Here is an 8,011-nt window from a genome sequence, read left to right on the forward strand (position 1 = left end):
AAATACTGTATAATTATCTGATAAAATTATATATTTAAAAATAATTCATATCACAAGGGGGAGAAAGCAGTGTTTAGAGAAATGAGACGTAGTGATAAGGCAATATCAGAAACAGAAGCAATAGATCTATTAACAAAAGGGGAGTATGGTATTTTATCTACAGTTGGAGATAATGGATATAGTTATGGAGTACCACTAAGCTATGGCTATAAAAATGGAAACCTATATTTTCATGGAGCTACTGAAGGAGCCAAGTTAGAAAATTTAGCATATAGCAATAAGGTTTCTTTCACAGTAGTTGGACCTACAAAGGTTTTACCCAGTGCTTTCAGCACAAATTACGAAAGTGTAATAGTATTTGGAACAGCTGAGTTTTTACAAGGAGAAGAGAAAATAGAAGGTTTAAAGGTAATATTAGAAAAATATTCTCCAGAATTTATGGACAGCGGTGTTAAATATATTAATAATGATGAAAATAAAACAAAGGTTTTCAAAGTTAAAATAGAGAAGATTACAGGAAAAGCAGGAAGAAGATAGCTTTAAATAAATACCAAGAAACTTTTAAGGTAACCAAGTTAACTTTAAGCAATGTTAAAGTTAACTTGGTTACTCATTTTTTATAGTTAAATGTTCTGTTTTTTTAGCTTTTTCATTAAATCTTCCATATGGAACATGGAACTTTGAAGATTATTTATATTCGAGGTTCCATGATAAAAGTTGCTTTGTAAGTTATTAAAAACTGAAGTTTCTCTTGAAGTTAAAGAAATTTTGAAGTTATTTTGATTTTCTTCACTTAAATTATTGTAAATTTTCATTATTTCATTGGCAAATTCTAAAAGATTATCATTGATGGTGGTTGCTCTATTTTTGTAGTTGTTTTTAGAAATATAAAATCCAACTAAAATCACTATTGCTAAAATTAAAATACTAGGCATGATTGTCTCCTTTTATTACACATATTTTCTATAGTATAAACCATAAATTTAGTACAAACAATATAATTACTTTAATTATAGAGAGGAAAATTTTTATGATAAAACCTATAATTGTGGCTAGTAAATGTTTAGGATTTCACCCTTGTAGATATAATGGGGGAATGCAAAATGATGAGTTTATAAAAAAGTTAAATAAATATGTGGATTTTATTACTGTGTGTCCTGAAGTTGAGATAGGACTTACAACACCTAGAGATCCTATTAGAATTGTTCAAAGTAAAGAGAAGGTATCTTTACTTCAACCTAAAACTGGATTAGATGTATCTAAGGCTATGTATGAATTCTCCACAGAATTTTTGACTTCACTAGGAGAGGTGGATGGATTTATTCTTAAAAGCAGGTCGCCTTCCTGTGGAATAAAAGATGTTAAGATTTACCCCAGCAGTGAAAAAGGCGGAGGATCATCTAAAGGAAAGGGTTTTTTCGCTGCGGCAGCACAGGAAAAATTTCCACATATCGCAATTGAAGATGAGGGAAGACTTAGGGATTTTAAGATAAGAGAGCACTTTTTAACTAAAATATTTATTCTATCTGAACTTAGAGACCTTAGAACAAGAATGTCAATTAGTGAGTTAATTGATTTTCATAGCAAAAACAAACTACTATTTATGGCTTATAGTCAAAAGCATTTGAAGCTATTGGGTAGTATTCTTGGAAATAATGAAAGAAGACCTGAGAAGGAAGTGTACTCTTTGTATATGGATGCAATCAATGGATTGCTAGCAAGAGCTCCAAGGTATACCTCAAACATCAATGTACTCATGAAAGCTATGGGATATTTCAGTGATAAGCTTACTCATAATGAAAAAATGTTTATATTAGATACTATTGAAAAATATAGAACGGGAAATGTTCCTTTTAGTGTGCCATTATACGTAATTAAATCTCATATGGTAAGATTTAATGAAGAGAAACTCTTGAATCAAAGCTTTTTCATGCCTTATCCTGAAGATTTAATTGAAATGAGAGATTCTGGAAAGGTAGTTCATTAGAAGCTAAGTTTCAAACATCAAAAACTAAATGTTAACAAATTGTTAAATGGGATATATTGGAAAGAAAAATAATACCTCCTCTTGAATAAGATATTAAGGATTTATATCTTATATAAAATCCATTTATTTAGGGGGCGTTATTATGAACAAAATTTATTATTGTGTAGATTGCAAAAGAATAGGAAGTAACAGTGAAAAATGTTCTTATTGCAATGGAAGCTATTTAAAAGAAATAGTTCAAGGTTCTCCGGTTAATGTTATTGGCACTAAACAAAAGGGTAAAGTTTTAAAAGTTGAACAGGATAGGGTGAAACTTATCGTTATTGATGAAGCCAAAAATAAACTAATTAAAGAATATAAAATCGAGCAGTTAAAAAAGGTTTTATAGGAGAAAATAACGCCAGAATAAAAAAGAGCACTTTTATTTAAAATGTCCTTTATAGGAAGATTTTAAAATAAAAGTGCTCATAAATTTTATAATATTAAAATATACTCAATAACATTTTTAAAGCTACTGCTAGAGACATAGTTACAAAAATCGGTTTAATAATTTTTGCACCTTTTTTTATAGCAAGTTTTGTACCAGCTCTAGCTCCAATTACCATAAATACTGCTACCATTGCTCCAATTTTGTAATTAATAGATGCACTGAAGGCGAAGGTAACAAGAGCAGTTACGTTACTTACAAAATTTAAAAATCTTGCATTAGCAGAGGCGTTTAAAAAGTTGAAACCAAAAATGTTAATCATTCCAAATACTAAGAAAGAGCCAGTACCTGGACCAAAGAATCCATCATAAAAACCTAAGGAAAAGGCAAGTAGTATTCCAAGGGTAATATTTTTCTTATTAAGTCCTGTAAAGTTATCCTCTTGTCCTATAGACTTTGAAAACAGAGTGTATACTCCAATACAAAGCACTAAAACTAAAACTAAAGGTTGCAAGAATTTTTGATCTATAAGTAATACTGTTTTAACTCCAAGAATAGAACCAACAAAAGTAAAAGGAATCAATATTTTTAGCAATTTAAAGTTACATAATCCTGATTTTGCAAACTTTAAAGAACTAGTAAAGGAACCTGTAGTTGCAGCAAATTTATTAGTTCCCAGCACTACGTGAGCACTTAAGCCTGCAATCATAAAGGCAGGAACACTAATTAGTCCTCCACCTCCAGCAATAGAGTCTATAAAAGAAGCTAAAAAACCAGCTATGCATAGAAAAACCATATTAAACATTTTCGTAACACTCCTTAATTTTACATGATTAAGCATAATAAAACACGTTGTCCACTTATATTATATATGAAATTTTTAGTATTAGAAGTATTAAATTAAAAAATTTAGTATATTAAATTTTTATCAAAGAATTAACGAGGATTTTCATATAACAATAGGATAAACAACTGAAAGTTACACTTAGATTCATAAATAGAAATTGCTTAGCTGAAATTTTTTTAAAATTAACCGGGGAAAAATTAAATTACTAGGCTTCTACACGCTTAAAATAAGAGCTTATTAATATATAATACTCAAATTTCAATAAAACAATAGAAAATCCCTTTATTTTTACAAAAATCACATATATACTATATAATGTTGGAAAAATAATAAATAGAAAATTATAATCACATATTTATGGCTCATTAATAAATGTATATTTTTATAATTATACTTAGGCTAAAATATAAATTGCAAATATGCAAAATTTACTGTACTTGTACAACGCTTAGGGTAAAACAATAAAATCTTCAATAAGAGTCAATTAAAATAATAAATACATAGGAGAGATAGCGTGAGAAAGAGAAAAGAATATGAATTTAATATAGAAGGAACAGAGTTTCCAGGTAAAGGTATAGCATACTATGAAGGTGAAAAGGTAGCTATTAAAGGCACCCTACCAGGACAAAAGGTTAGAGCAAGAGTTTCTAAGAAAAATAGCAATGGAATAGAAGCAAAGCTTACTGAGGTTTTAGAAGATATAGATTATAAAGTAGAACCAAAATGCGTAAACTTTGGTATGTGTGGTGGTTGCAGTCATGGACACTTATCTTTAGAAAAACAGTTAGAGTTTAAAGAGCAACAGGTTCTAGATTTATTAAAAGAAAAAAATATAAATGACTTTGAATTCTTAGGAATTGAAAGCAGCCCATTGGATTATGAATACAGAAATAAAATGGAGTTCACCTTTGGGGACTTTGAAAAAGGGGGAGAATTATCTCTTGGAATGCATGCAAAGAATAAAAGCTTTGCTATAGTTACTGTAGACAAGTGCCAAATCGTTGATGAGGATTTCAGAGCTATATTAAGCAACACCTTAGAGCATTTTAAAGAGGAACAACTTCCCTACTATAAAATAATGAAGCATGAAGGATTTCTAAGAAATTTAGTAATCAGAAAAGCTAGCAATACTGGAGAAGTACTAGTTAATATAGTAACAACTTCTCAAATTCAATATGATTTTACTAACTTTACTAATAAATTATTAGAACTAAACCTTAAGGGGAAAATCACAGGAATTATACATACAGTTAATGATTCACTATCTGATGTGGTTCAAGCAGATAAAGTCAATATACTTTATGGAAGAGAATACATAATCGAAAATCTTCTAGGCCTTAACTTTAAAATAAATCCTTTTGCATTTTTCCAAACAAACACAAAAGGTGCAGAAGCTCTTTACTCAATGGTTCGAGACTTTATGGGAGATTCTGAAGCTAAGGTAGTATTTGATCTATACTGTGGAACAGGAACTATAGGACAAATAGTAGCTCCAAAGGCTAAAAAAGTTTTAGGCATAGAACTAATTGAAGAAGCAGTAGAGGCAGCAAAAGAAAATGCAAAACTAAACAACTTAAATAACTGTGAATTTATTGCAGGAGATGTAGCTCAAGTTATTAAGGATGTAAAAATTAAACCAGATATAATAATCTTAGACCCTCCAAGACCAGGAGTTCATCCAGTAGCACTAGATTATGTAATAAAATTTAATGCTCCAGAAATAATTTATGTATCCTGCAACCCTAAATCTCTAGCTGTAGACTTAGCTGTTTTAGTAGCTCATGGATATAAAGTTGAAAAAGTTAAATTGATGGATATGTTCCCGCATACGCCGCACGTTGAAACAGTAGTAAGACTAAGTAAGTAAAGTCAATGGTTTCAAGGTGTTGGTTACAGAGTAAAATGATGAGTTTCCGACATTCTTCCGACATTGAAATTATTATGTCGGAAGGTTGGAAGAAATGATTTTTTCAAATATACTGACAGTTTCATGAGACAGTGTTTAGGCTAGAGAAGAAATAGGCTGATATCAAAGTGTTTAAGGTTTTTAAGTGAATATTGAAGTGTGTTTTATGTTCCCTCAGACTACGGTTTGGGGGAGTTTTTGCTTTAGGGGGTCTAACTTTTACGCAAAATCAAGGATATTTGCGTTAGGGTTTAGGTATTGAATATTTGTTTTTTATATTTTAAGCGACCTTGGCTTCTATGGAAACTATCAGATAAAGTATATCATTAGATCTTTTGATTATATTAATTATTTACAATGTATAATAGCGACAATAACATTTTATATTATAAGGGTAAAGTGTTCCTTATATATTAATCTAGAGGAGGGTTTTCTAAAAATTCTCCAAATATATTGTAGCAACTCGTTATTAAATATATAATCATGGGAGATAAAGTTTTGAAGATATAAAATAAATAAAAATTTTATAAAGTATAGATAAATTAATATAAGTAGAGGGGAGCATTATGGGAATATTAAAGTTTAAACTTTTTAAAATAATTTTGATAATTATTTTGATACCTGCAATTTTATTCGGTGTATATTTACTTATGATGGTTATTACAGATTATCGACCAGAACAAGCAGTTAAATTAGAGGTAGACAATAATAAAAAGGAAATAATAAAAAAGGATAATCCCTTTTCTATAGTTACATTTAATATAGGATATGGAGGAATGGATAAAGAACAAGACTTTTTCATGGATGGGGGAGTAGGTTCTAGATCTAAGAGCAAGGAAAAGACTACAGAAAACATAACTAAGATGTCTGAATTCTTAAAGTCAAAGAATGCTGATTTTATTATACTTCAAGAAGTTGATAAGAAATCAACACGAAGCTTTAAGATTAATGAAATTGATTTTATGAAGAATAATTTGAAAGACTATGCTTCAACCTTTGCGCTGAATTACAAGGTGCTTTGGGTTCCAATACCAATTTCAAAGCCACATGGAAGTGTGCAAGGTGGGTTACTAACAATGTCTAAATATAATATTGAATCTTCAACCAGGTATAGTCTTCCTGGAACAGAAAGTTTTTTTAGACAATTAGCTGACCTAGATAGGTGTATTCAGGAAAATCGAATCCCAGTAGAGGGAGGAAAAGAACTTATTCTAGTAAATGCACATCTTTCTGCCTATGATAAGGGTGGAGTTATAAGAAAGCAGCAACTTGGATTTTTAAAGGAATATATTCAAAAAGAATTTGAAAAAGGTAATTATGTTGTAGTGGGAGGAGATTGGAATCACGTAATACCAGGCACAGATCCATTAATGTTTAATACAGAACAACAGTTTCCTCAGTGGCTAAAAACTATTCCGGAAGATTTTACTCCAGAGGGATATAAATGGGCTGCCGATAAAACAATTCCATCAAATAGAACAGTTGATATTCCCTATAAAGAAGGAGTTAATTTTCTTAGCGTTATAGATGGGTTTCTTATTTCGCCAAATGTAGAAGTAATTGATACAAAAGGAATAAATCTAGAGTTTAATAATTCAGATCATAATCCTGTTTATACTGAGTTAAAATTGAAGTAATAAATAATTAAACATTTAATATTTTTCAATTATAAAAATGGAAACAAGTGAAAAATTATAAAGACATTTAACAGTATATTTCTTGTGAGACTTAATCTAAACCAAAGGGGATAATTATAAGGAGTTAAGATCATAGGAAAAAATACTAGACAATGTGAATTGGGGGAGACTAAATACTTTTCTGAACATTATTTAGGAAAAAATTAAAAAATATTATTGACTCTTACCTTAGAGGAGCCATTATGATTTTAAATGAGGTGAGGAATTATGCTATACATGGTTAAAGAAATTGCAAAACTTACAGGAGTTACAGTGAAGACTCTCCATTATTACCATAAGATAGGACTACTTGAACCTTCCGAAATTAGTGAAGCAGGTTATCGTCTATATGGAACAGGGGATTTGGAAAGGTTACAACAGATATTGTTCTACCGTGAGCTTGATTTTTCTCTCAAAGATATCAAAATAGCACTTGAGAATGAACCGAATCGATTGAATTGTTTATTAGAACAACAAAAACTGCTTAATGCGCGCAGGCAGAGACTGGATTGTTTGTTAAAAACTCTTGATGAGTCGATTATTCTCACTAAGAAAGGAGTAATTATGGATAAGTTAACTATGTTTCAGGGACTTAACAAAGAAGAATGGAATGAGGCTCTTACTGAGCAAAATGAATACCTTAAAGATAAATATAATTATGATATGATGAAAGAAAATGATTTTGAAGTCATTGAAATGAATGAAATAGCAGCAGAGGCTCAAAACTTTATGAAGAGTGTCGCAAAGGCTTTAAAAGATGGGTTGAAAGCAAGTGATGAAAGAGTACAAAAAATGCTTGAACAGCACATTGCATTTCTAAACGAACACAGTGTAGAAATAGATGCAAAAGCGCTAGCAATTCAATCAAAATTCTTTTTAGAAGATGATTTTCATAGAAATATGCTTGAAAGCCAACAAACAGGATTAAGTTATTATCTTTGCTTTGCAACGGAAATGTATGCAAGTGGGAAGTAGCTTCATAAAATTTAACTACAAGTGTTTAAAGTAAATCGAAGAGGAGAGGTGAGTTTAGCTTGCCTCTTTTCTTTTATTTTTGTGAAGGGGATTAAGGGTGAAGGCATAAGTAATATAAATTGATTATTTTTATTTATAGATTTTATTAGAAAGCCGTATTTTAAATATTTTCGGAGTGTGTAAATAAGTCTGT

General features: G+C 30.1%; 8 protein-coding genes. 6 read left to right on the forward strand and 2 right to left on the reverse strand.

The genetic code is table 11. The features are described from left to right. Positions 1-69 precede the first annotated feature (69 nt). Complete coding sequence (locus B3040_RS06195) at positions 70-537, forward strand: pyridoxamine 5'-phosphate oxidase family protein (protein ID WP_291571261.1); 468 nt, start codon at positions 70-72, stop codon at positions 535-537. An 86-nt stretch (positions 538-623) separates the two neighbouring features. Here the strand turns inward: B3040_RS06195 and B3040_RS06200 are convergent, their stop codons facing one another. Then, positions 624-935: a hypothetical protein gene (locus tag B3040_RS06200; RefSeq protein ID WP_291571263.1), complete on the reverse strand. Its 312-nt coding sequence runs from the start codon at positions 933-935 to the stop codon at positions 624-626. A 95-nt stretch (positions 936-1,030) separates the two neighbouring features. Here B3040_RS06200 and B3040_RS06205 point away from each other — a divergent pair, with 95 nt between their 5' ends. Continuing rightward, positions 1,031-1,987 carry a YbgA family protein gene (locus tag B3040_RS06205; protein WP_291571265.1) on the forward strand — a complete coding sequence of 319 codons (957 nt, stop codon included), beginning with the start codon at positions 1,031-1,033 and terminating at the stop codon, positions 1,985-1,987. A 142-nt stretch (positions 1,988-2,129) separates the two neighbouring features. Next, complete coding sequence (locus B3040_RS06210) at positions 2,130-2,375, forward strand: hypothetical protein (RefSeq protein WP_017416248.1); 246 nt, start codon at positions 2,130-2,132, stop codon at positions 2,373-2,375. A gap of 94 nt (positions 2,376-2,469) precedes the next feature. On the opposite strand, the gene B3040_RS06215 is transcribed toward B3040_RS06210, so the two are convergent. Beyond that, positions 2,470-3,219, reverse strand: a complete 750-nt coding sequence (locus B3040_RS06215; RefSeq protein ID WP_291571268.1) for a TSUP family transporter — start codon at positions 3,217-3,219, stop codon at positions 2,470-2,472. A 556-nt stretch (positions 3,220-3,775) separates the two neighbouring features. Here B3040_RS06215 and rlmD point away from each other — a divergent pair. The 3 genes from rlmD to B3040_RS06230 all read left to right on the forward strand — a co-directional run bounded on the left by rlmD (position 3,776) and on the right by B3040_RS06230 (position 7,818). After that, entirely contained in the window at positions 3,776-5,128 is a 1,353-nt protein-coding gene (gene rlmD / locus B3040_RS06220) for a 23S rRNA (uracil(1939)-C(5))-methyltransferase RlmD (protein ID WP_291571270.1), read from the forward strand. Positions 5,129-5,733: 605 nt separating this feature from the next. Then, complete coding sequence (locus B3040_RS06225) at positions 5,734-6,804, forward strand: endonuclease/exonuclease/phosphatase family protein (protein WP_291571272.1); 1,071 nt, start codon at positions 5,734-5,736, stop codon at positions 6,802-6,804. A 267-nt stretch (positions 6,805-7,071) separates the two neighbouring features. Beyond that, positions 7,072-7,818, forward strand: a complete 747-nt coding sequence (locus B3040_RS06230) for a MerR family transcriptional regulator (protein ID WP_291571274.1) — start codon at positions 7,072-7,074, stop codon at positions 7,816-7,818. Positions 7,819-8,011 lie beyond the last annotated feature (193 nt).

It is taken from the genome of Clostridium sp. UBA4548 (assembly GCF_002387895.1).
Lineage (GTDB): Bacteria > Bacillota > Clostridia > Clostridiales > Clostridiaceae > Clostridium_J.

Coding starts and splice junctions, on each gene's coding strand:
- B3040_RS06200 (WP_291571263.1), bottom strand. CDS start 935: ATGCCTAGTATTTTAATTTTAGCAATAGTGATTTTAGTTGGATTTTAT.
- B3040_RS06205 (WP_291571265.1), top strand. CDS start 1,031: ATGATAAAACCTATAATTGTGGCTAGTAAATGTTTAGGATTTCACCCT.
- B3040_RS06210 (WP_017416248.1), top strand. CDS start 2,130: ATGAACAAAATTTATTATTGTGTAGATTGCAAAAGAATAGGAAGTAAC.
- B3040_RS06215 (WP_291571268.1), bottom strand. CDS start 3,219: ATGTTTAATATGGTTTTTCTATGCATAGCTGGTTTTTTAGCTTCTTTT.
- B3040_RS06225 (WP_291571272.1), top strand. CDS start 5,734: ATGGGAATATTAAAGTTTAAACTTTTTAAAATAATTTTGATAATTATT.
- B3040_RS06230 (WP_291571274.1), top strand. CDS start 7,072: ATGCTATACATGGTTAAAGAAATTGCAAAACTTACAGGAGTTACAGTG.